The sequence below is a fragment of the Bacillus sp. HMSC036E02 genome, assembly GCF_001836235.1.
In the GTDB taxonomy this organism is placed as follows: domain Bacteria; phylum Bacillota; class Bacilli; order Bacillales; family Bacillaceae_G; genus Bacillus_A; species Bacillus_A cereus.
This window is the reverse complement of record NZ_KV827854.1, coordinates 195,254-218,194: the sequence shown is the minus strand read 5'-3', so window position 1 is coordinate 218,194 and position 22,941 is coordinate 195,254. Positions and strand designations below refer to the sequence as shown.

Below are 22,941 nucleotides of genomic sequence, written 5' to 3'. Positions count from 1 at the left end.
TTCTGTTTATTGCGAGTTTCCCCATTTCTCTTCCAACATCACCATTATATTTTTTATATGCGCATGAATAACTTCTCTTTTTGCTTGATCACTAAATTGTTCTAACGCTAATGAAGGAAACCAAAATAAATCTCCCTGTAATTCTTGCATATCCTCTTTCCATGAAAAATCACTTGTAACATAAGCAATATGCTTAAAACCTTCACTTCGTAAATGATTTGTCCATTCTTGCAAACGACCTTTTTCATTCTTTTGACTTTCTACCAAATACGTAAACGCAGGCAGTAAAAGCACTCTTCCTTTATACTCTCTTTCCAATTCCGTGCTCAACAATTCGATAAATTCACCTTGTTCTACAACCATTTTCATTTCTTTTGCTGCCGAAACTGATAACAGCGGTATTACTCCTGTATCAACATACTCTCTTGCTTGCTCAAACTGTTCTACATCTTTTACAATCCACTTCAAATCCCTTCCCTCCTTCACTTACAAATGACAGAACTTTCACTTTATATATATTAAACCACACTAAAAGAGGTAAAAAAAGAAAAACTACCCAATATAGGTAGTTTTTCTTGATAAAAGTCTGAAATTTGTAAAAATTAATTAATCCAAATAAATTCTATAAAGTCTTTAACTCTGCCGTTAATCTATGAAACGCTTCCTTATCTTGCTTATCTAACGCTTCATCAATTTGTTTTAAAAGGCGTTCTCTCCTAAACGAAAATACACTTTCTTCCAAAAACCTTTCTGCAAGTAAACGATCTTTTTCATTTACTTCAATATGCTTTGGTAAATATGGGTTTTCTTCTAATACAGCTACATAATTCGCATTTTGAAACGATGATTTAAAGTTGAGTTGAATATAAATATCCTCATCTCGATTTAAACGAATATCATGAAACGATTTTTCAGCATCTGTTGTCATAACATTTTGTTTAAAAAAGTGAAACGGTGTGTCTTTCACACAATTCGCTGACATCACTAAGCCACGCGGACAATATTTTGCATGCTCTACGAAGTGGACTTTATGCATCAATTGGTCGTGACTCATTAAATAATTCAGAATCCATACACATTCACGCTGTTTCAGTTGGTAATTATTCAAAAACCATTTTACAAAATCCTTCTTCTCGTTTACAGAAACAGGGGTATTCATAGCAATTAAGTCCCTCCTCTGTCTTTCTCTTTTCTTTTTAGATTCAAGAAGCGGCATTCAGTTTCCTTCCAACTTATGAAAAATCCTCTAAATTATATAACAACTCTTCAATATGAATTTGTGTCGGGTCTAGTTGTAATAACTGAGTAAATACTTCTTTCGCCTCTTTTCGTTTTCCTTCTTCCAATAAGAAATAACCGTACTCTTCTAAGAAGTCTGGATGATTCTTAAAAGAAGTATATGCACTTTCATAGTGTTTTAATGCATCCGAATACATTTCTAATTGTTTTTTTGCATACGCAAGATCCCAGAGTAGTTGTGTATCTGGTTCTCCACTATCAATAGCACGCTCTACAATTGCAATTAACTCTTCGTACTTTTCTTGTTCTTTTAAGATATATGCATATTTTAATGTTGCACCTAAATGCCCAGGATCTAACTCAAGCGCTTTTTGAAGAACTTCCTCTGCTTCTACTATTTTTCCTAATTTCGCCGCAATGTTCGCTAACTCTACATAAAATGGAACTGAAAGCTCATCTACTTTAATTCCTTCATGAAGCGTTTCATAGCTTTCTTGAAGCATTCCTTCTTTTTCATAGCTTTTCGCTAAATACATGTACAGTGATGCGTACTCAGGGTCTAATTCTTTTAGTTCTTGCCAAGCACCAATTGCTCTCTGATATTCTTCACCTTGGTATAATGTAAAGGCATATCCAAATAATGAGTGAATATCTTTTTGTTCCTCTAGGCCTGCTTCATAATAAGAAATCGCTTCTTCCCAGTTTCCGATCGCGCTTAACGTTTCTGCGAGGCGAAGTGCGATCACAACACCACCCATTACTTTATGTTCCGCTAATAGCGATTCATAATAAGTAATTGCCTTTTGTTCTTCACCTTTACTACTATATAATTCTGCTAACCCAAACGTAATAACAGGTTCATCAGGCATCATTTCTTTCGCCTTTAATAGTTTTTGCTCTGCTACATCATCAAAACCTTGCATTTGGAATAAATCTGCAACAAGTAATAACGATTGAACATATAAATCGTCATTTTCTGGAATATCATGAAGCACTTCAATCGCTTCATCTTCTTTATCTAGATCAATATATAATTCTGCTAAAAATACAGTGAATTCACTTTCTTCTGGATACAGTAAACGTAAGTCTTCAGTAATTGCTAATGCCTCATCTGTAAATCCAAGCGTATGATAGTAACGAGCGATATCATACTTCTCTTCATCATTCGCAATTTTTAATTGTTCTTTTAATAATTGTAATCCTTTTTCCGCTTCACCATTTTCAATATATGAAACAGCTTGTTCAAACTTTTGCATAAACGTCTCCTTTAATTCTAAAAAATATTCTCTTCTGTTCATTTATCATAAGCAACTCACTGTTAGAACGCAACCTTTAGAATGAGCATGCTTCTTCTTATACTTCTTCTTACAGAGTAGTTAATTGTTCAAAAGGTTCGGATATGACACCGATACCTTATCATCATCTTCTATTGTACCGCTTTCTTTTATGACCGTGCAAATAACTTCTCTCACTAATTATCAAGCCATACAAACCGTGGTTTACAGAATAACTTAATTAGCAGTCTTCAACCTTTATTTTGAATGCGATAAAAAAGGCTCCTATACTAGGAGCCTTCACAATCTCTTAAGAATATGTTTCTTCTTTCTGTACTTGCTCATTTACAAGCTCTTTCAGCAACTCTATAATTTCATCATTTTCTTCCTTCAAACCGACAGTAATACGAATACCATCATCGATACCAAATGCAGCACCAGAACGAACGATATATCCTTTTTTCATTAATCGTTCGAAAGCTTCATTACCCGGTATACCAAGTTTTAAGAAAATGAAATTTGTTTGAGATGGATAATAGAATACGTTATATTCTTTACAAAATGCATAATACTGATTTAAACCTTCAGCATTCTTTTGCACACAATCTTGTAAAAAGGCTTGATCTTCTAATGCAGCGAGTGCTACAGATTGGGCTACAGTTGATGTATTGAATGGTAACCTAGCTACTTCTAGCTGTCCGATTAACTTCGCATCCCCAATCGCATATCCGATACGAAAAGCAGCTAAACCATATGCTTTTGAAAACGTGCGTAAAACCATAAGATTTTCATACTTTTCAAGAAGTGGTAATGTTTGCGGATAGTCTTCTGCTTCCGCGTATTCATAATATGCTTCGTCCATAATAACGAGAGCCGACTTAGGAACTGATTCTAAAAATGAAAGTAATTTTTGTTTCTCAACATATGTACCTGTTGGATTATTCGGATTACAAATCCATACAATTTTCGTTTTCTCATCTACTTGCTCTAGCATTGCATCTAAATCGTGAATACCATCTTTAAGTGATACTTCACGAACTTCTGCTCCTTCAATAACAGCATGGTGATGATATTGTGAAAACGTAGGATTCGCCATTACAACGTTTGTTCCTTCATGTAATAACGCTCGGCTAATCATTTGAATGACTTCATCTAATCCACTACCAAATAGTAGTTGTTCTGCTTTTACACCTAAATGTTTCGCTACTTTTGTCCGAAGTTCAAAGGCATATCCATCTGGATAAAGGGCATATTGGCTCGCTAAAGAAGTTAATGCTTCTGTCACACGTGCTGAACAACCGAATGGATTTTCGTTGGATGCTAATTTCACAATTTTTGATAAACCATATTCTCTTTTTACTTCTTCAATGTTTTTCCCAGGCACATACGCTCTCAAAGTTAACAATTGCTCTTTCACTCTCATTTTTCTTCCCCCAGTCATTTCATTCAATTTGATTACAATACGGTTATAGCCCCTTACTGTAATCTTTTGTCATAACCGTCACTATTACGAGAATACCTCTAAATGAGCACTTCACAGCACTTCGCTATCATTTTAAACCATATCTTTTTGAAATGCCTCTAACGCAATATGAACAGTCTCATCTGAAATAGATACGACATTCACTACCCCATATTCCTGCATAAGCACCATATGAATTGCTCCTGCATTTGCTTTCTTATCTTGTTTCATCAATTGAACGAGGCGCTCTACATTCAAATCTCTTGGCATTTTTGGATAGCCGTATTTCAAGAACCACTGCTTCATATCTTCATAAGCAAGATCAACCTTGTACACTTGCTCACTTAAAAATATGGCGAATAACATTCCAACCGCTACACCGTCACCGTGAGTAATATTTCCATACCCTAGCTCTTTTTCAAGAGCATGTCCTAACGTATGTCCAAAGTTCAAATGAGCACGTACACCCTTCTCTGTTTCATCTTGTGACACAACATTTGCCTTTACAGGAATCGCCTTCGTTAATATATGGATTAACTTCTCATCATGAAGATCCGCTAATGTTTGCACTTCTTCTTTTAACCAATGGTATAGCTCCACATCACCGATAAGAGCATGCTTTATCACCTCTGCATAACCTGAACGCCACTCTTTTTCAGGAAGAGACTGTAAAAACGGTGTATGATATACAACTGCTTCTGGCTGATGGAATGCACCAATCATATTTTTACCTAACGGATGGTTAATCGCTACTTTCCCACCCACTGCGCTATCGTGCGCTAATAAAGTTGTCGGAACCTGCACAAAGCGAATACCACGCATAAACGATGCAGCAACAAAACCAGCTAAATCTCCAATCATTCCGCCTCCAAGTGCAAGAATTAAAGAATTTCTATCTAATTTATTTTCAAGAGCCGACGTATGAGCCGCATAGAAATTTTCGAAAGACTTCTCTTTTTCGCCACTTGGTACAACAAACGAAAACACGTGCTGCTCTACTTGTAATGCATCGATAACTGTCTGTAAATGTAGTGATGCAACAGCTTCATCTGAAATGATCATTACGTTAGATACCGCTGGCTGCATATTTTGAACGATCGTTGTTAAGTTTGACAACGCTTCTTTACCAACATGTACATCATATTCTTTTGATTTCGTTTGAATATGTATGTTTCCCATTAAAATCCCCTCGCATATTCATTATGTTTCTCAATATTTTCACGAATTAGTTCCATACGATCTAATCCGAATTGTTCTATTAAAGCTGTCGCTAATTCCCAAGCCACAACCGCTTCTGCAACGACACTAGCTGCTGGCACTGCACAACTATCTGAACGTTCAATGCTCGCTGTAAAAGGCTCTTTCGTATCAATATCTACACTTTGAAGAGGTTTATAAAGTGTAGGTATCGGTTTCATCACACCGCGCACAACAATCGGCATTCCAGTCGTCATACCGCCTTCTAGTCCACCTGCATTATTTGTTCTTCGTGTATATCCATGCTCCTCATCCCACAGAATTTCATCATGAACTTCACTTCCTGGTCTATGCGCTGCTTCAAAACCAATTCCAATCTCGACACCTTTAAAAGCATTAATACTCATAATTGCAGCTGCTAATTTCGCATCCAGTTTTCGATCATAATGCACGTAGCTACCTACTCCAATTGGCATCCCTTCCACAATTACTTCAACGATTCCACCAATTGAATCACCATTTGCTTTCGCATCATCAATCGCTTTCATCATTTGGTTACCAGCTTCTTCATCTAAGCAACGTACAGGAGATGCTTCTGTAATACTCTTTAATTCTTCAATTGAACTATACGTAATCTCCTTAGCTTGTACACCGCCAATTTCAATTACATGGCCCGCCACTTTAATACCAAGTTCTGCTAACACCTTTTTAGCAACCGCACCAGCAGCAACACGCACCGTCGTTTCGCGCGCTGACGAACGTTCCAGTACATTCCTCATATCTCTATGACCATATTTAATCGCACCATTTAAATCAGCATGCCCAGGCCTTGGTTTTGTCACTTTCCTTTTCATCTCTTTTTCTTCTTGCTCAGTTAAAGGCTCCGCCCCCATAATTTTTGTCCAGTGTGCAAAATCACGATTTTCAACAACAAGTGCAATAGGGGAACCTAATGTTTCTCCATGTCTAACACCACTTAAAATTTGCACTTGATCCGTTTCAATTTGCATGCGTCTACCGCGCCCATATCCCTTTTGCCTTCTAGCTAACTCTTCGTTTATATCATCTGCTACTAAAGACAATCCTGCCGGAACACCTTCTATAATCGTTGTAAGTTGTGGACCATGAGATTCACCAGCTGTAATATATCGCATACGTTATTCCTCTTTTCGTATATGTATTTATCTCACTATATTAACTTTTATCATTCTAAAAATATTAAAGAAATTATATCATAAATCGACCATTTTCTTATTCTATATTTCCGATAGGCCTAATTTAAATATCAACATATCATAACAGCTCAAACTTCGTAACTAACTGAAAATAAAAAAAGTGCAAGAAGAATACCCCTATTCTCCTTGCACTTTTTACTATTATCACAGTGATTAAAGCGTTTACAAATTATTTCAAAATAATTAGTAAATCCATTCATTCATTAATTTTGAGTAGTCAACTAATTCTTCTTCTTTAAAGAAAATAGCAATCTCGCGCTCTGCGCTTTCTAAAGAATCAGAACCATGGATAATGTTTTTCGCAACAGTTACACCGAAATCTCCACGAATTGTTCCAGGAGCTGCTTCATGTGGTCTTGTTTTCCCCATCATGTTACGCGCTGTATCTACTACACCTTCACCTTGCCATACCATTGCGAACACAGGTCCAGATGTAATAAAGTCTACTAACTCACCAAAGAAAGGTTTTTCCTTATGCTCAGCGTAGTGTTGTCCAGCAATTTCCGGAGTGACTTGCATTAATTTTGCACCAACTAATTGAAAGCCTTTTTTCTCAAAACGAGCTACAATTTCCCCAATGAAGGCACGTTGTACACCGTCTGGTTTTACCATTAGAAATGTTTTTTCCATAAAAAATCTCTCCACTTCTGAATTATGTATGTAATTGTATATCCCCACACACATATTATCACCCTTATCACAATTGTGCAATAGTTTTGAAATAGAGAGATTATTTTATTTTTTAGAATAAACATTAAAATTTTCGTTTTCCAATATACTTTGCAACATTTTGTAATGCGTACTTTGCTTTTCCACGTGGAAGTGGTTTTATTATTTCTAAAGCTTTATGTAAATAACGTTCACTAAACGCAAATGCTTGATTAATTGCTGTACTATTTTTTACAGCATCAATAATTTCTTGCATTTCACTTGCTGTTGAATTTTCATGTACAGATGTGATTTTCTGACGAAGTACTGGATCTTCCATCGCATATAAAGCAGGAAGTGTAATATTCCCTTGTAGTAAATCTCCGCCAGCAGGTTTTCCAAGTTTCTCTTCTGTGGAAACGAAGTCTAAAATGTCATCAATAATTTGATAAGACATCCCTACAAAATACCCATACCAAAATAGACGATTTACCGTATCACGATTAGCACCAGCAGCAATCGCTCCCAATTGACAACTCGCGGCAATTAATAATGCTGTTTTTCGCTTTATTCTTCTTAAATACGTTCTTAAATTTTGGTCATAATTGTATTTATCTTTAATTTGTTCAATTTCACCTTTACAGACTTCTAAAATAGTATGTGATAACGCTTGATGCGCCTCTGGAATTTCGATATTTGTTATACATTCAAGAGACTTAGCGAACAGATAGTCCCCTGTATACATCGCAATACGATCTCCCCATTTCGCATTCACAGTCGCACTGCCGCGTCGTAAAAATGCAGCATCAATAACATCATCGTGAACAAGAGAAGCCATATGAATAAGTTCTAACGCAACAGCAACATGCTTAATCGCATCTAACTTATAATCTCCAAATTTCCCTGCAAGCAACACAAATACAGGACGAATTCGTTTCCCACCAGCTTCAATAAGCTGTAATGCTGCCTCTTCTACTAATGGCTGTTCAGAAGCGACTGTCTTTTTTAATTCTTTTTCTATCACATTAATATCCGATCGTAAAAAAGAGTACATAAGTTGTAACTTCATATTGTTCACCTTAACCTAAAACTTCTTTTTTCTATTTTGATTCTGGTTTAATACCTAAATGCATCGCTGCTACCCCGAAAGTAAATGGTTTCACTTGCACACGTTCAAGTCCAGCTTGCTCAAACATTTGAGCCAATTCTTTCATCCCTGGGAACGTACTAGCAGATTCTTGAAGCCATGAATATTCTTTATAACTTTTCGCAAACATCTTTCCAAATAACGGCATGATATATTTAAAGTATAAAATATACCCTTGTCGAAAACCAATCATTGTTGGTTGAGATGTTTCTAAACAGATTACTTTTCCACCTGGTTTTACTACACGTGTCATTTCTTTTAATACGTGCATATAATCCGGTACGTTACGTAAACCAAACCCAATCGTCACATAATCAAACGTATTATCTTCAAACGGAAGTTCCATTGCATTCCCATGTAGAAGTTCTACTTGTTTTAATTGTAACGCCTCTACCTTTTGCTTACCGACAGATAACATATTTTCACTGAAATCTAAGCCAACAACCTTTCCTTGTTCACCTACGGCTCCAGCTAGCGCAATTGTCCAATCTGCGGTTCCACAGCATACATCAAGCGCTTGACTACCTGGTTGTACATCCATAATTCGCATCGTTTCTTTACGCCACGCTTTATGTCTTTGAAAACTAATTACAGAATTCATCACATCGTATTTATCAGAAATCTTTTCAAATACGTCATGTACTCTTTCTTCTTTTGATTGTTGCATGCTCGTACCTTCTTCCAATGTAAAATTGCTTATGTCTTCTATTTATTCCTTAACACAGAATTTATTTCATTTATGTCTGTGTGATTTTCTAAAAATTGTTTTTCTTTCTTTCTCAATTCCTTCATCCAACCATTAATCACTACTTCTGCTTTATCCCCTAAAGCATCTTGCATAGCTTGAAAAACAGGTGAATGTTGCTTATCAGCATACAATTGAATTTCTTTTTGAAGGCGATTTCCACCTAATACGTATGTAATAAATGGCTTCCAATGTGATAAATGAAAATGATCACATGTTTTTTGAAGGAGCGCAGATTCAATCGCTACTACGCTTTTCATTATGTCATCCGTCGTTTCATGCGCTTTTTGGTATAACATAATTTTGTGTTCATTTATCTCTTTAATTCCTTCAGCAAGTGCACGAATTAAAACAATATCACGATTCATAGACAATAAATAATAATATAGTCCACTATAGTAATCGCCTGCAAGTACTGTTAATTGACGACATTTATGGAATTCAATCTCTTCCTCGCCTGCTTTATTTGATACCCTTTCATGCGTATCAAGCGCAATTTGTACAAGCATAATTGTTACTACGTAATGCTCAATTTGTTCTATATGTAAGTTTGCACTCTTTAAAGCACCATATAACAATGCTATCTTTTCTTCATCAATAAATGGTTCTTCAATATAGTTTATAAAGTAAGGATGGCGTAATTTCTCCATCAATTTTTCTTTTATACCCGCATACCCTCCGTAGATGTCACACACAAAAAATCACCCTTGTTTTCTAATTCATAAAACTTATTATAACACATACACTCTATTTTCTATAACCAAAACTTGGCTACACCTACCATTCATGTAAGCAATCTTTCTAATCTCACTCTGTCTAGTTAAAACTATATCATTTATTTACTAAAAAAAAAAAAAGAAAAGCAGTTTCCCGCTTTTCTTTACTTCGTTTTAATAAACGATAAAATTTCACTGCGCGCTGCAGCATCATTTTCAAGCACACCACGCACTGCTGTCGTTACTGTTTTCGCACCTGGTTTTTTTACACCACGCATCGTCATACACATATGTTCTGCTTCTACTACTACCATTACACCATGAGGCTCTAGTACTTCCATAATAGAGTTCGCTACTGTTGATGTAATACGTTCTTGCAGTTGTGGGCGACGTGCAATTGTATCTACGGTACGAGCTAATTTACTTAACCCTGTCACCTTTCCACCTTGCGGAATATATGCAACGTGAGCAACTCCATAGAATGGAACTAAATGATGCTCACACATCGAATAAAATGGTATATCTTTTACTAGTACAAGCTCTTCGTGATCTTCTCCGAATACTTTATGCAAATGCTCTTTCGGATCTTCATGCATACCTGAGAACACTTCTGCGTACATTTTTGCAACACGCTTTGGTGTATCAAGTACTCCCTCACGATTTGGGTCATCCCCAATCGCCTCTAAAATAAGGCGTACTGCATGTTCAATTTGTTCTAAATTAACTTTTGCCATCCGCTAGCCCTCCCGAAAACCTAAAAGTGATACGAACACATTCTAGCATATTTATGTTTTTAAAAGCAAAAAGAAGAGTTCCCAAAAAGGAAACTCTTCTTCCCTGTTAATATGTAAGGATTATTTAACCGCATCTTTTAACGCTTTACCAGGTTTGAATGCAGGTACTTTACTTGCAGCGATTTCAATCTCCTCACCTGTTTGTGGGTTACGACCTTTACGAGCCGCACGCTCACGAACTTCGAAGTTACCGAATCCGATCAGTTGTACTTTATCACCTTGTTTTAAAGCTTCTAAGATAGAATCAAAAACAGCGTCTACTGCTTTTGTTGCGTCCTTTTTAGAAAGGGAACTTGCTTCTGCAACAGCATTGATTAAATCTGTCTTGTTCATGCCATTCACCTCCTCCCAAAGATAAGACTGTATAATGATCATAAAATGAGTCTTACTTTCATTTGTAGGCAATTTTTGCAAATTCTATACTACAAAGATGTAGATAAATCATTATCAACGCCTATATTATACGATTCTCCTTTATAATTCAATATTTTTAAGGAAATTGTTACTCTGAAAATGTGAAAATCTGATGAAACTTGACAATTTACAACAATGTATTAGATAATGACTGTTTATTTTTCTATTTTATAATCAAAAAAAAACAAAAAATCCCTCTACAGTGAGAGGGATTTTTTCTTATAGTATAATCGCAATTAATCCGCCAGATCCTTCATTAATAATTCTTTCTAGCGTTTCTTTTAATTTATATCTAGCATTTTCTGGCATTAAAGATAATTTCGCTTGAATTCCTTCTCGAACAATCGAGCTAAGTGAACGTCCAAATATATCAGAATTCCAAATTGATAACGGGTCATCTTCAAAATCTTGCATTAAATAACGAACTAATTCTTCACTTTGCTTTTCAGTACCAATAATCGGCTCAAACGTTGACTCTACATCTACTTTAATCATATGAATAGATGGCGCTACCGCTTTTAACTTCACACCAAACCTTGAACCGTGACGAATAATTTCTGGCTCATCTAAGCTCATATCCGCTAATGCAGGCGCTGCTACACCATATCCTGTTTGCTTAACCATACGCAGTGCATCCGCCACTTGATCGTACTCTATTTTCGCATGAGATAAATCGAGCATAAGCTTTAATAAATGATCTTTCCCTCGAATTTCTACTCCTACTACTTCTTTTAAAATCTGATCATATAATTCATCTGGCGCATATAAATCAATCTCCGCCACACCTTGCCCCATATCAATGCCAGCTAGGCTCGCTCGATCAATAAATTCATATTGACTAAACTGCCAAACAACGCGATCCACATCACGAAGACGTTTTATATCCTTCACAGTTTCTTGAACTGCTTCTTGATAACTTTGACGCAACCAATGCCCTTCATTTAGCACCATTACCCAGCTCGGAAGGTTCACATTCACTTCTAATACAGGGAATTCAAATAGCGCTTCACGAAGTACATTATATACATCTGTTTCTCTTAAACTCTCCACACTCATTGCAATAACCGGGATATCATATTCTTCTGATAAACTTTGGCGTAATTGCTCTGTATCTGGATGATACGGCTGTACCGTATTAATTATCATAATGAAAGGTTTTCCTACTTCTTTCAACTCATTTACAACGCGTTCTTCTGCCTCTATATAATCTCTTCTTGGAATTTCACCAATTGTTCCATCTGTTGTAATTACAACACCAATTGTTGAATGTTCTTGAATTACTTTACGCGTGCCGATTTCTGCAGCTTCATGGAATGGAATAGGTTCTTCATACCAAGGGGTATTAATCATGCGCGGGCCATTCTCATCTTCATAGCCCTTCGCTCCAGGAACCGTATATCCAACACAATCTACTAATCGAATATTCACTTCAAGTCCTTCATCTACTTCGATAGAAACCGCTTGGTTTGGAACAAACTTCGGTTCCGTCGTCATAATTGTACGACCAGCAGCACTTTGAGGCAATTCATCCTGCGCTCTTTGACGGTCAGACTCATTCTCAATATTTGGAATAACTACAAGTTCCATAAATTTTTTAATGAATGTTGATTTCCCTGTTCGAACAGCTCCTACAACTCCAAAATAAATATCACCGCCTGTTCGTTCTGCAATATCTTTAAAAATATCTACCTTTTCCAAGTGATTCCCTCCCTCAAAATTTTTGGGAATAATTCCGCGTTTATAGTCAACTAATACCTTCTCTAACGTTGCCTATAATATCTGATATAATATAATGGTATTCTAGAAGTTCGGACAATATATCATATAATTTTGTCCAATTTCATATGACTATTAAAAAATATCTTTTGTTTGCATCGTAAGTTGTATAACATAAAAAACCTTTCTTCTAGAACTTATTCACTAAAAGAAAGGTTCATGACTTATCATTTTAAAAAAATTGGTTCTCCATCCTTTACTGTGTACGGTAAAGAATAAGCTGGTACAAACGGGGAACCTTTCGAAAGTATATTTCGAATATCTTCTCCCTCCGTAAACTGCCCTTCATTTTTTTTCAAAGCGTCATATAAGTCGATTCTATAATCAACAAAAACTTCTCCTTTTTCATTAATTACAAAAGGAAGTCCTTTACCAGAATATGGGCTTGTCACTTGTGGCACATCTTTATATCCTAGTTTTTTGAAATCCAATTCATATACACCATCTGAAATTACTTTTTTAAAAGGTGGATATTGATGTTCATCACGGTATATCCTAAGCTTTAAAGATAGTTCCTGAATTTGTTCAGCCATCCTAACATCAATTAACTTTACTGTTGGATTTGTTTCAACGTCTATTAATACGTATTGATATACTCCTCCACTTTCATACGCATTCCCTGGCGCTTCTTGTATGTAACGCGGGGCAATCTGTTGAAAATCGATCGGATACTTTTGATAAATAGGTGTACTCATATCCCTCGTCTTAATTGGCAATATCCCATCATTTTGCTCCTTAAATGTCACAACAGCTTTTTGAACAACCTGTAGCTGATCTTCATAAGGAACCGCATTTTGCTTCATATTTTCTTTCGGATACAGACACCCCGTTAAAAGGCTCATACAACAAAATATTAAAATAATATGTAATTTTTTCACTAGCATCACCTTTTCATACTAATCTAATTTGCTCTGTATGTAGTATTTTCGAGACCATTCCATTTACTGCTGTACAGGTCCACTAAATACAACAAGAAAAATAACAATTCCTGACACAATCATAAGGGTGTACGCTACTAACGCTGTAATCCCTTTCAAAAATTTATTCTTTATTTTATGTCTACTTAATAAAATAAAACTTACTGCAAAAAACATAAATCCAATTGCCCCTAAAGCTAACCACATTTTCATAAGCCCTTCTGACATATACACACCCCTTTTTATTAATCTATTTTTATACTATTTTAACAAATTAAAATCTTTAAACAAATACAAAAAGAACATTTTACTACAAATTGCGAATATATAACTTTAATCAATAGGTTTTCCAGCATTTCTCACCAATCTAAGCAAAAATAAAACCGAAGCGATTGTATCTCTCGCTTCGGTTGACCAAATATGCCCAAAAACAGCTCTATTCCCATTCTTTCATGGCTATCATATGCAATCTACAAACTCTTTGTTTCTCATAATTTATTTTTTAAACATTTTGCTTAACGAGCCAAAATCTGTTGGCATATTATTATTAATAATCGCTTTTACAATTTGATCCTCTTGCTCTTTCGGCACTTCACGTCCCGCCATAAGAGCCACTTGATGAATTAATTGACGAAGTACAGTTTCATCACGTAAATTCGCATTTTGCACAGATGATGCTAATTTAAAAATATCCTCTTTATTTACTTTCGCTTCCTTCTCAATATTATTAAAAATGTTATTATCCATTCTTTTCACCCTCTCCTCAAGTTACTCTTCATCCTATGCAAAAATGAAAAAATGGTGAAAAGACCCAAAAAATAAAAAAAGCGACAGAAGTACAAATGTACTTCTGTCGCTTTTCTTTACAGTAAATCAGGTATAGCTTCCACTTCATGTTTTCGAACACGTCCCATCAATGAGCCTACCGCATCTTTTACGTTATTCCCATTGAACAGCACGTCATATAAAGCAGCTGTAATCGGCATTTCAACTTCCATTTTCTCTGCCAATTCATGAGCAGCTTTCGTTGTTCTTACACCTTCCACCACCATACCCATGCTTTCTAACACTTCTTCTAAAGAGTGTCCTTTTCCAAGCATATTTCCAGCACGCCAATTTCGGCTATGAACACTTGTACAAGTTACAATTAAGTCTCCCATACCAGTTAGACCAGCAAACGTTAACGGATTCCCGCCCATTTTTCTTCCTAAACGAGCAATCTCTGTTAAACCACGTGTCATCAATGCCGCCTTTGCATTATCACCTAATCCAAGACCATCAGTTATACCAGCAGCTAATGCGATAATATTTTTTAACGCACCACCAAGTTCAACTCCAACGATATCTGGATTTGTGTATACACGGAAATAACTATTCATAAATAAATCTTGTACTTCCTCAGCCGCTTCCATACGCTTTGCTGCAGACGTAACTGTTGTCGCTTGTCGTAAACCGACTTCTTCAGCATGACTCGGTCCAGACAGTACAACAACATCTTTAATTAAGTGCTCTGGAATTTCTTCCTCAATCACTTCCGAAATACGTTTTGACGTACCAGGTTCAATTCCTTTGCTCGCATGAATCCAAGTAATTGGTTCAGTAACAATTTCTTTCATCTCTTGTAATACATCTCTGTACGCTTTCGTTGGTACTACTAACAGTACTGTATTTACATCTACTAATGCTTCTTCTAAAGAAGAGTAGGCTACGATCGTGCTTGGCAATGTAATGCCTGGGAGATATCGACTATTCTCATGTTTCGTATTAATTTCATCCATAAGTTCTGGGCGATTTCCCCAAATACGTACATCATGTCCATTGTCAGCTAATACCATCGCTAACGCTGTTCCCCAGCTACCTGCTCCTACTACTGTGATTTTTGTCATAAAATCACATCCTCTCCATTAGTCTCTTGCTCTAGCGATAATGTGAATCGGCGTTCCTACGAAGCCAAATGATTCACGTAAGCGATTCTTTAAGAAACGCTCATATGAGAAGTGCAATAATTCTGGATCGTTTACAAACACAACAAATGTCGGTGGTTTTACCGCAACTTGTGTTGCATAGAAAATTTTCAGACGGCTACCATTATGAGTTGGCGTCGGATTCATCGCTACCGCATCCATAATTACATCGTTTAATACGTTCGTTTGAATACGGATACTATGACTTTCATTTACCTCATCGATAACCGGTATTAATGTTTGTGTACGTTTTCTTGTTTTTGCAGATAAGAAAACAATTGGTGCGTATTCTAAGAATTGGAAATGAGCACGGATATTTTCTTCAAATGCTTTCATTGTTTTTTCGTCTTTTTTCACTGCATCCCATTTATTTACAACGATAACAACAGCTCGCCCTGAATCATGAGCATATCCAGCGATTTTTTTATCTTGCTCAATAATTCCTTCTTCACCATCTAAAACGACTAAAACAACGTCAGAACGTTCAATCGCTCTTAGCGCACGAAGTACACTATATTTTTCTGTACTTTCATACACTTTTCCTTTTTTACGCATACCAGCTGTATCAATAATTACATAATCTTTTCCATCTTTACTATATGGTGTATCGACAGCATCACGAGTTGTTCCTGCTACATTACTAACAATTACACGCTCTTGACCAAGAAGAGCATTTACAAGTGATGATTTTCCTACGTTTGGACGTCCAATTAAAGAGAAACGAATTGTGTCTTCATCATATCCATCTTCTTCAATCTTTGGAAAATGTTGTGCAGCTTCGTCTAGTAAGTCACCTAACCCTAATCCGTGTGTACCTGAAATTGGGAATGGTTCGCCAAATCCTAATGCATAAAAGTCATAAATGTCACTGCGCATTTCCGGATTGTCCACTTTATTTACTGCAAGTACAACCGGTTTATTTGAACGATATAAAATTTTTGCAACTTCTTCATCAGCTGCTGTTACACCGTCACGACCGTTTGTCATAAAAATGATAACATCCGCTTCATCAATTGCTACTTCAGCTTGTTGACGAATTTGTGTCAAAAACGGCTCGTCTCCAATATCAATTCCGCCCGTATCAATAATGTTAAATTCATGATTTAACCATTCTCCAGCGCTATAAATACGATCGCGCGTTACACCTGGAATATCTTCTACGATTGAAACTCTTTCTCCAACAATTCTATTGAAAATAGTAGATTTCCCTACGTTCGGGCGACCTACTATCGCTATTACTGGTTTCGGCATATACTTTCATCCTTTCAACTTGCTTCTGTTTATTATGTAAAAAACCCTTCTTTGTGCAAGAAGGGATTTGCATTCCAGAATATTTCTCAACGTATCAAAACACCTCACATTATAACACACGTTGCTAATGTTTCACAATAATATATACATTCTCTTGTAAGCGATGTGCAATACCATCTAAAATTGCCTCTAAATTATTTGCAACAAATTCTAGTTCCTCTGTCGATTCGCAAACGAATAAAGGAGCACCACCTGCAAATTTTTCTGGAGTCGTTGTTATAACTGCCAGAATAACACTTTCTAACATCATCTCTTATCTCCCCTTCCTTTCGGGGCTTCCGATGACATATGGACAGCACTTTCTAACGTTGGTACATTTCCTATGACACCTATCGCTTTCTCTGCATCTTGATCTTGCGGCAGGACAAAAATCCCAACCCTGCCATCCTCTAAATCACGCTTTGCTAACGGTACAAGCGCTGGTGTACCAGAATCTCTATAAATCCCTAACGCTACTGAAACATCGTGTAAAATAGCTTGTCGTTGCCCTAAATTTGAGATTGTAACCATCGCATCAATTGATTTCGGCTTTAAAATAAAACCCATACCATATTTCATAATTTCTTCTTGTCTTGCTGGCAATCCAATATTCATAATGTAAATATTATCAATATATAGCCCCGCTCCTTCAAACCGAAGCGGAACATGCTCGATATCAACAAGATCATGTAACCTTCTGCCAGACATTAATTTTTTCGCAATAAAAAATGCGATGATCGCCATAATTACTCCAGCAATCCACGAACGAAACCCTATATATGCAAACGTCGTCACAAACGACGTTAACATTGCCAAATAGTTGCGACTTTCAAAAACCAATGCAATTCCTTCAATGTATGTATTTCCACGCGGTACGAGCTCATACCCATCTAATTGTTGAAGCGTATTTCTTTCCATATTACGTACATCACGAAATTGTGTCGCTGCTAATGTAAGAAATGTAATGGCAGAAAAATCTTTTTTCAAAATAGACGGGATTGCAATCGCTCCTAAAGCAGCTGCAATTAACCCCATTGCAATATGAATAATTTTCCCATGTAGCCTCGTCGGATATTGCCGCGTATCTGTCCGAAGCATTAGCACCCTTGTAACTGTCCCCGCTATTACGCCGCATAAAATGGCTGGTGTATATTCAGTCATGTATTACCCTCGCCTTTCTTTTACGTGTTTTTCTCTTAAACCGTTCCATGTATACTGATGCTTTTGCAATCCAAAACAATATTGCCATGAATAATGTAGAAATGGCGACGATATCAAAAAATGCTAAACTACCGTAATCATATGGAAAATTCAATTTCCTAAAAATAAATGTCACTAGCAGCTCTCCTTGTAACATCCCTACATATAGAGAACATAATCGTAATATGCGATCTCCATGCAATAACACCGATGCATACACAAGAGCACTACTTAGCAGAAACACTCTATCCACCACAATCCAAATCGGATCATATATTTCTAACAGATGAAAACTTGTATATAACATTGCAATAATAAGCGCCGAAAGTAAGCTATATAATTTTTTCCAGACAGAATATAGCGTGATCCCTATAAAAGAAATAATACAAAGTAAAAGAGCATTTACTGATACCACGAATGAGGCGATCGTTACATGTAACGGAGAGCAAATTATAAAAATCAGTATACAAGCGCCTAACTTCCACCGAATAAGGTCCTTTTTCATAAAAAAGGTTACAATGATCCACCCTATCCAAGCTACAAAATAAAAAGTACTTCCATCCATCAACTTCACCTCCTATGTTTTCCATTATGGGAACTTTTTATGAAAGTTAATCCACTTTATTTACGCATAGTTTTTTCTTATAACAGCAACACTTTTAACAAGGAGGTGTTATTCATTATGGGTAAAGATCGCCAAGAACGAAAACTACGAGAATCACGCCGCGTTGAATCCGATCGTGATCAATCACTACAATATCCAGGTGCAACTGGACTTGATACACCAGAACAGGCTCGAAAACAAAACCAGCACTAATTAATACAAAAAGACGGTTTCGATATTGTACGAAACCGTCTTTTACATATTTCTTCATAATTTCTACTCATAATACAATTCTTTTGTGTTCGCATTATAGATTCGATTACTTGACGTGGCATCAATCGTCACTATACCTATTGGTTTAGACTATAATTTACAAATATATCTGAGAATAGCGATTATCTCGATACCTATTTAAATTAATATTATATCTCTAACGAATAAGTATCTTTATCATTAATTGTACAAAATACTTCCTCGGCCTTTACAATATTATCAACTTTGATATACGAGTTTACCAATATAAACTTATAATAGTCAGATAGCATAACATACCCAGATAAAAGGTTTATAATTTCCAATTCATTTTCCCCTAATTGAAAATACAAATCAGCTAATTCTTTCGCTGCGTTTTCCATTTTAATAATATTTTGCTCTTTACTATTCGCTTTTTGTACCCTCTGCATAACGCTTAACAAATCACGCAATTGTGTTTTTCCAATTTCCCTCTCATTATATTTCTCAATCTTTAATTGGTACTGACAGTAAAGTACTAGCGCCTCGTATTTATAAAAATTCTTCAAATAAAATTCTATTAATTTTTTTGCTATATTTTTATCAATAGCCATATAACATAATACCTGCTTTACTAACTCTTCTTCCTCTATTTCCAAATCTAATTCATTCAAAATATCTACATTTTGGATGGCCCTATAGTCCTTCATCTCATAAAAATTAAAAATATAGTTAATATCATATTCTTCAACTTGTTTTTTGATTTCCTTGCCAATCCCGATAATTCGCTCTAATGAAAAAAAGACAGTTATAAAGATAGATAACGTTTTAACTACATCAGAACTATTAAACACATCATTAGCTAATATTACAATAGGTATAAACAATACATAAACTACTAATTTTCTAACTAGTTCTATTACTTTATTAGAACTCGAATTCATCCATATTAACAAAAATAAAGAGAGACCAATCAAGGCATTCATCTTAAGAGATATACCCCAAAAAATCATTTTCGTACAATAAGTCACGACAAAAAAGCTAATTAAAATTACTAACCAATAGCTAAACCGACTCTTGATAACCCTCGCCTTTTCTTCTGCTTTATTTAAATGATAAATGCGAATTGCACCACTTAAATACATAAAAAAATTAACATATTTTAAACTTCCTACACTTATATATCGTGTCATCCAAAAAAGAATTACTAGCCCAATTATTAATGCAAAAATCATATTTTCTTCAAGCATTATCAAATATACAAAAGACAACACACTTTGTACAATCAATCGAACTTTTATAGATTTAAATACCACTCTTATCACTTGACTAATTAACATAAAAATAAACACGATAATTGTCCATTTTATGTACAGACTAAAATCGCTTATATATTCATTCGTAAATTTCATTAACTTATCTGTCATCATGATTAATTTATTTTGCGTTTCGTAGCTAATATCCCCACGTAAAACCCCTTTAAGTATATCAAACAATTCAACAAAGTAATTTGATAATTCTATTATACCGACTTTTTTTAACAACATAGGAACCAACATTAATATACTAATAAAATATATTATATATAAAATCGCTATCAAATCTGATGTTTTTTTATTTTCTTCACCTTTTTCTAATAAATGAATTCGAAATTTGTCCATAAAAAATGCTATATCCCTCAAAACATTTGCTCCTTTCTAATACTGCCTTTCTATATTACAGCAATAAATTCACTAAAGAATAGCCTCTCTATATGAATATTTTTATATATTTATATACAAATTTAAAAATTCTATACGCAATTCATATTAATTTAATATCAACCGGATATAAATAATTCTCCGGTTGATATTAAATAACTTTATCTCCTACTATAATGCGCAGTATCAATACCACGCTGCATTAACCAATGATATGTTTCACCCTTTACAACAAGAGGTACAGATTGCAACTCTTCTATCGTCTTCGCACCAAGAGCTGTCATTATAAATTTCAAATCTGTATGTAGAAGCTCAATTTCATCCACTAACTTCTCGATACCATCTTGCATTAAAATACGTAAAAAGTAACCAGCAAACGCAGTTGTATTCGCCCCTAATGCGATCGCTTTCGCTACGTCAAGCGCTGTTTGTATGCCCCCAGATGCAATAAAAGAGAGGTTATTATTTGTAGAGGTTGCTTCAATAATCGAGGTTGCTGTTTGTATGCCCCAGTTATTAAAATAAGAAAGCATTCGCTGTCTTCTTTCATTTTCAACAGCAGCAAAATTCGTACCACCTTGCCCACCAATATCAATTGCTGTTACACCTACGTTCGCTAACTGCTGCACTGTTTCCTTACTCATCCCAAATCCAACTTCTTTTACAATGATAGGAACTTTACTATTTAAAACAATTTTCTCAATGCGCTGAAGTACTCCAGTAAAATCACGGTCTCCTTCTGGCATCGTTAACTCTTGTATGACATTTAAATGAATTTGCAATGCATTCGCTTCAATCATATCAACGGCACGCTCTGCCTGTTCGATAGTTGCCTCACTACCTAAATTAGCAAAGAAAATACCATTTGGATTTACCTTTCTGATCACCTTATAAGAAGCAGCTTCACTTTCATCTTTTAACGCCGCCATTTGCGAACCTACAGCCATAGCAAGGTTATGATGTTTCGCTACATATGCTAATTGCTCATTAATATGTAACGTTTTCTCTCCTCCACCACCAGTCATCGCATTGATAAAAATCGGCGAACTTAGTGAAAGTTCGCCGATTTTTGTTTCACATGTTATTGTGTCATAATTTGAATTTGGCAAGCTTTGATGCACAAAATCAATATCATGAAAGCCATGCGTACGAGACTGACCAGTAGAAAGAGCGTATTCAATATGATCTAATTTACGTTTTGCCCTTACCACTTGTACCCCTCATTATTTCTTTAATTTTTTCAGTTGTTCACCAATAATATCACTTAATTGGAAAGTAGCAGAATCAGCATTTGGCTCATACTGACTATAATCTTCAGTTACATTATTTTCCTCAAGCGCTTCTTTTATACTTAAAGAAATACGTTTCTCTGCTACGTGAACTTCAAGTACTTTCACTTTTACTTCTTGTCCCATTTCCAATACTTCATTCGGATTTTTCACGTGACGATTTGCAATTTGAGATACGTGTACAAGTCCTTCAATGCCCGGTAAAATCTCAACGAATGCACCAAATGTAACAAGGCGTTTTACTACTCCCTCACGAATATCTCCAGCTTTTATTTCGCCAGCAACGTTTTCCCAAGGTCCTGGTTGAGCTGCTTTAATTGATAAAGAAATACGTTGTGTATCAGCATCAACAGATAACACCTTTACCTTAACCTTTTGACCTTGCTCTAACACTTCAGAAGGTTGCTCTACACGTTCGTGTGAAATTTGTGAAATGTGAACTAAACCGTCCACTCCACCAACATTAACGAATGCGCCAAAGTCAGTTAATCGTTGTACTGTTCCTTCAACAACGTCCCCTTCTTTTAATGAAGAAATTGCTTCTTTTTTCTTAGAATCTAGTTCTAATTCTACTACCGCTTTATGTGAAAGGATTACACGATTTTTTTCACGGTCTAATTCAACAATTTTCACCGCTAATGTTTTACCTTTATAGTCAGTAAAGTCTTCTACATAATGTACTTCTACAAGTGAAGCTGGAATAAAACCGCGAACACCAAGGTCCACAACTAATCCGCCATTCACAATATCTTTTACAGTAACATCAAATACATGACCAGAAGTAAATTTCTCTTGTAGTTCTACCCATGCTTTTTCTGCATCAACAGCACGTTTAGATAAGACAAGATCATCTTCTTCTAATTTAATAATTTTCAACTCTAGTGTTTGATCTAATTCTACAACATCGCTTGCTTTTTCAATATGAACGTTAGCTAATTCACTAATTGGAATTACGCCATCTGTTTTGTATCCAACATTTACAAGCACTTGTTTCTCTTCAACCTTCGTTACAGAACCTGTAACAACGTCACCAACTTGTAATTCTTTTGAATCCATAACTTCTTCATTCATTTTCTCTACCATGGAAATACCTCCCTAC

The 22,941-nt window shown here is 35.7% G+C and carries 25 protein-coding genes; 1 reads left to right on the top strand and 24 read right to left on the bottom strand.

Features of this window, described 5'->3' with window-relative positions; all coding sequences use genetic code 11:
* Positions 1-6: 6 nt before the first annotated feature.
* From HMPREF2590_RS17020 to HMPREF2590_RS16920, 21 genes are all read right to left on the bottom strand, one after another.
* Positions 7-468, bottom strand: coding sequence for a YpiF family protein (locus HMPREF2590_RS17020; protein WP_050821742.1), 462 nt, complete (start codon positions 466-468; stop codon positions 7-9).
* Positions 469-622: 154 nt separating this feature from the next.
* A complete protein-coding gene (locus HMPREF2590_RS17015; protein WP_001095925.1) occupies positions 623-1,159 on the bottom strand; it encodes a ReoY family proteolytic degradation factor in 537 nt (178 codons plus the stop codon).
* Positions 1,160-1,232: 73 nt separating this feature from the next.
* A complete protein-coding gene (locus tag HMPREF2590_RS17010; RefSeq protein ID WP_001168671.1) occupies positions 1,233-2,495 on the bottom strand; it encodes a tetratricopeptide repeat protein in 1,263 nt (420 codons plus the stop codon).
* A 328-nt stretch (positions 2,496-2,823) separates the two neighbouring features.
* Complete coding sequence (gene hisC / locus HMPREF2590_RS17005; protein ID WP_025967073.1) at positions 2,824-3,936, bottom strand: histidinol-phosphate transaminase; 1,113 nt, start codon at positions 3,934-3,936, stop codon at positions 2,824-2,826.
* Positions 3,937-4,068: 132 nt separating this feature from the next.
* Positions 4,069-5,154 (bottom strand): 3-dehydroquinate synthase, encoded by a 1,086-nt coding sequence (gene aroB, locus HMPREF2590_RS17000; protein WP_000526812.1) that lies wholly within the window; start codon positions 5,152-5,154, stop codon positions 4,069-4,071.
* Positions 5,154-6,326, bottom strand: coding sequence for a chorismate synthase (aroC, locus tag HMPREF2590_RS16995; protein ID WP_001269386.1), 1,173 nt, complete (start codon positions 6,324-6,326; stop codon positions 5,154-5,156). The genes aroB and aroC overlap by 1 nt, the downstream gene beginning before the upstream one ends.
* Before the next feature lie 264 nt (positions 6,327-6,590).
* Positions 6,591-7,037 carry a nucleoside-diphosphate kinase gene (gene ndk / locus HMPREF2590_RS16990; RefSeq protein WP_000415883.1) on the bottom strand — a complete coding sequence of 149 codons (447 nt, stop codon included), beginning with the start codon at positions 7,035-7,037 and terminating at the stop codon, positions 6,591-6,593.
* A 124-nt stretch (positions 7,038-7,161) separates the two neighbouring features.
* Positions 7,162-8,124 (bottom strand): heptaprenyl diphosphate synthase component II, encoded by a 963-nt coding sequence (gene hepT / locus HMPREF2590_RS16985; RefSeq protein WP_050821741.1) that lies wholly within the window; start codon positions 8,122-8,124, stop codon positions 7,162-7,164.
* A gap of 31 nt (positions 8,125-8,155) precedes the next feature.
* A complete protein-coding gene (menG, locus tag HMPREF2590_RS16980; protein WP_001187674.1) occupies positions 8,156-8,869 on the bottom strand; it encodes a 2-heptaprenyl-1,4-naphthoquinone methyltransferase in 714 nt (237 codons plus the stop codon).
* A gap of 38 nt (positions 8,870-8,907) precedes the next feature.
* Entirely contained in the window at positions 8,908-9,642 is a 735-nt protein-coding gene (locus tag HMPREF2590_RS16975) for a heptaprenyl diphosphate synthase component 1 (protein ID WP_000332850.1), read from the bottom strand.
* Positions 9,643-9,827: 185 nt separating this feature from the next.
* On the bottom strand, positions 9,828-10,397 hold the full coding sequence (folE, locus tag HMPREF2590_RS16970; RefSeq protein WP_001151482.1) for a GTP cyclohydrolase I FolE: 570 nt from the start codon (positions 10,395-10,397) through the stop codon (positions 9,828-9,830).
* Between the two features lie 120 nt (positions 10,398-10,517).
* Positions 10,518-10,790, bottom strand: coding sequence for an HU family DNA-binding protein (locus HMPREF2590_RS16965; protein ID WP_001043860.1), 273 nt, complete (start codon positions 10,788-10,790; stop codon positions 10,518-10,520).
* Between the two features lie 300 nt (positions 10,791-11,090).
* Positions 11,091-12,569, bottom strand: coding sequence for a stage IV sporulation protein A (gene spoIVA, locus HMPREF2590_RS16960; protein ID WP_000416519.1), 1,479 nt, complete (start codon positions 12,567-12,569; stop codon positions 11,091-11,093).
* Between the two features lie 245 nt (positions 12,570-12,814).
* Positions 12,815-13,525: a hypothetical protein gene (locus HMPREF2590_RS16955; RefSeq protein ID WP_000733111.1), complete on the bottom strand. Its 711-nt coding sequence runs from the start codon at positions 13,523-13,525 to the stop codon at positions 12,815-12,817.
* A 63-nt stretch (positions 13,526-13,588) separates the two neighbouring features.
* Entirely contained in the window at positions 13,589-13,792 is a 204-nt protein-coding gene (locus HMPREF2590_RS16950; protein ID WP_001289004.1) for a DUF2768 domain-containing protein, read from the bottom strand.
* 267 nt (positions 13,793-14,059) lie between these two features.
* Complete coding sequence (locus tag HMPREF2590_RS16945) at positions 14,060-14,311, bottom strand: stage VI sporulation protein F (protein WP_000369754.1); 252 nt, start codon at positions 14,309-14,311, stop codon at positions 14,060-14,062.
* Between the two features lie 116 nt (positions 14,312-14,427).
* Positions 14,428-15,450, bottom strand: coding sequence for an NAD(P)H-dependent glycerol-3-phosphate dehydrogenase (locus tag HMPREF2590_RS16940; protein ID WP_000161763.1), 1,023 nt, complete (start codon positions 15,448-15,450; stop codon positions 14,428-14,430).
* An 18-nt stretch (positions 15,451-15,468) separates the two neighbouring features.
* Entirely contained in the window at positions 15,469-16,779 is a 1,311-nt protein-coding gene (der, locus tag HMPREF2590_RS16935) for a ribosome biogenesis GTPase Der (RefSeq protein WP_001125893.1), read from the bottom strand.
* 124 nt (positions 16,780-16,903) lie between these two features.
* On the bottom strand, positions 16,904-17,089 hold the full coding sequence (locus tag HMPREF2590_RS16930) for a capping complex subunit for YIEGIA (RefSeq protein ID WP_000979059.1): 186 nt from the start codon (positions 17,087-17,089) through the stop codon (positions 16,904-16,906).
* Positions 17,086-17,979, bottom strand: a complete 894-nt coding sequence (locus HMPREF2590_RS16925) for a YIEGIA family protein (protein WP_000141601.1) — start codon at positions 17,977-17,979, stop codon at positions 17,086-17,088. The genes HMPREF2590_RS16930 and HMPREF2590_RS16925 overlap by 4 nt, the downstream gene beginning before the upstream one ends.
* Positions 17,972-18,583, bottom strand: a complete 612-nt coding sequence (locus tag HMPREF2590_RS16920; protein WP_000349095.1) for a YphA family membrane protein — start codon at positions 18,581-18,583, stop codon at positions 17,972-17,974. Before HMPREF2590_RS16920 ends, HMPREF2590_RS16925 begins: the two co-directional genes overlap by 8 nt.
* A 117-nt stretch (positions 18,584-18,700) precedes the next feature.
* Here HMPREF2590_RS16920 and HMPREF2590_RS30020 point away from each other — a divergent pair, with 117 nt between their 5' ends.
* A complete protein-coding gene (locus tag HMPREF2590_RS30020; protein ID WP_000513900.1) occupies positions 18,701-18,835 on the top strand; it encodes a YpzI family protein in 135 nt (44 codons plus the stop codon).
* A 209-nt stretch (positions 18,836-19,044) separates the two neighbouring features.
* Here HMPREF2590_RS30020 and HMPREF2590_RS16910 read toward each other — a convergent pair whose 3' ends face one another.
* From HMPREF2590_RS16910 to rpsA, 3 genes are all read right to left on the bottom strand, one after another.
* Positions 19,045-20,514, bottom strand: a complete 1,470-nt coding sequence (locus HMPREF2590_RS16910) for a hypothetical protein (protein ID WP_141763545.1) — start codon at positions 20,512-20,514, stop codon at positions 19,045-19,047.
* A 200-nt stretch (positions 20,515-20,714) separates the two neighbouring features.
* Positions 20,715-21,764 carry a type 2 isopentenyl-diphosphate Delta-isomerase gene (locus tag HMPREF2590_RS16905; protein ID WP_000251037.1) on the bottom strand — a complete coding sequence of 350 codons (1,050 nt, stop codon included), beginning with the start codon at positions 21,762-21,764 and terminating at the stop codon, positions 20,715-20,717.
* A gap of 12 nt (positions 21,765-21,776) precedes the next feature.
* Positions 21,777-22,925 carry a 30S ribosomal protein S1 gene (gene rpsA / locus HMPREF2590_RS16900; protein WP_050821739.1) on the bottom strand — a complete coding sequence of 383 codons (1,149 nt, stop codon included), beginning with the start codon at positions 22,923-22,925 and terminating at the stop codon, positions 21,777-21,779.
* Positions 22,926-22,941 lie beyond the last annotated feature (16 nt).